3 protein-coding genes are annotated in these 1187 nt (G+C 34.9%); all 3 read left to right on the top strand.

What is annotated here, in order from left to right; all coding sequences use genetic code 11:
- Window positions 1–114 precede the first annotated feature (114 nt).
- On the top strand, window positions 115–570 hold the full coding sequence (locus JU82_RS05255; RefSeq protein ID WP_037947539.1) for a hypothetical protein: 456 nt from the start codon (window positions 115–117) through the stop codon (window positions 568–570).
- Window positions 570–929 carry a hypothetical protein gene (locus JU82_RS05260; RefSeq protein WP_037947541.1) on the top strand — a complete coding sequence of 120 codons (360 nt, stop codon included), beginning with the start codon at window positions 570–572 and terminating at the stop codon, window positions 927–929. Before JU82_RS05255 ends, JU82_RS05260 begins: the two co-directional genes overlap by 1 nt.
- A partial coding sequence (locus tag JU82_RS11800; RefSeq protein WP_294892216.1) for a hypothetical protein occupies window positions 926–1187 on the top strand: 262 nt, incomplete at its 3' end. The genes JU82_RS05260 and JU82_RS11800, both read left to right, overlap by 4 nt.

The following is a 1187-nucleotide window of genomic DNA, read 5'->3' on the forward strand; positions in this document are numbered from 1 at the left end:
AGTTAAAATCCACGATGCTTCTGCATCTTAATAATTAAAAAAAAAACTGAATAAACTAACTGTATGGGGTGGGGTGTTAAGCCTCACTCCTTTACACTAAAAGGGAGAGCCAAAATGATTACAGAATTATATGGAGTTAATCCAAGCACGTTAGATGTAAACTCAACGTATGACTTCACAGAGCATATGCCATTTCCTAAAATGGATTATGTAAGAGCCGAAACAGGTGTTGATATGGTAATCGGTGTAGGTGGTAGCACACAAGCTAACGCAACATTAAGATACTTAACTAAATTGATGATGAATGTGATTAAGGATTCAATTATGCCAGTATCACGACCTAAAGTAGAGTTTTTAATCGCAAAGGATATACAATACCGTAAAGCGTTTATTGATAGTGTATGTTCATTAGTTTTAACAACACGAGGTAAGGGTATAAGCGAGTTGTTAGAGAGTGGGCAATTAGATAAGGCAAGTTTATCAAAGGTTGTGCAAGCGACTGCAAGTATCTTGTTTACCAATCAATATAACTTCCAATTACATGATACACAAATTAGGAGTGATTACTAATGATGGACTTTCTAATCGGTGGCGAACAATATCCAGTCAATGCCGAGTATCTACAAAAGAACAAACCATTAACCGTAGATGAAGCAGTATCTTATGAGGGTGCTGTTCCGTTTAAGTATCGTTTCGTGAAGAAAGACAACTTTGCACAACAAGATGTCAATGGACTTAAAATGAATAAGTATGTGTTCGTGATACGCACAAAGGATAACCTACCATTTACACAAGGGGATATTATACGAGTAGCAGAAAAAGTATATAAGATAGAATCAGCAAATCAAACGGATAACACGCTCTATGAGAAAGCAAGAATTATTTATCAGCATTTCAATGATTATGAAACCGAGATTACAATGGTATGACAAAGCGAGAGAGAGAGTTTCAAGAATATATAAACTCTAATTCGTTTAAGAATGAAAAAAGAAAAATACAACAAGAGAAAAACTTATTGATGAAGTTAGAGATGTTAAAAACACAAGCTCTCATCATTATACAATCAGCGAGTCCATATCGTAGTGGGGACTTATCACGATCATTTCAAATTAGATTAGTTGAAGATGGTTTTGAAATCTATCAAGACACATCATCAGTTGATTACATGGTTTATACTGAAGAGGCGT

The sequence above is a fragment of the Sulfuricurvum sp. MLSB genome, from assembly GCF_000747095.1.
Classification (GTDB): domain Bacteria; phylum Campylobacterota; class Campylobacteria; order Campylobacterales; family Sulfurimonadaceae; genus Sulfuricurvum.

Bases quoted from the DNA above. Each gene is read 5' to 3' on its own strand.
- JU82_RS05260 (WP_037947541.1), top strand. From the start codon at position 570: ATGATGGACTTTCTAATCGGTGGCGAACAATATCCAGTCAATGCCGAG.
- JU82_RS05255 (WP_037947539.1), top strand. From the start codon at position 115: ATGATTACAGAATTATATGGAGTTAATCCAAGCACGTTAGATGTAAAC.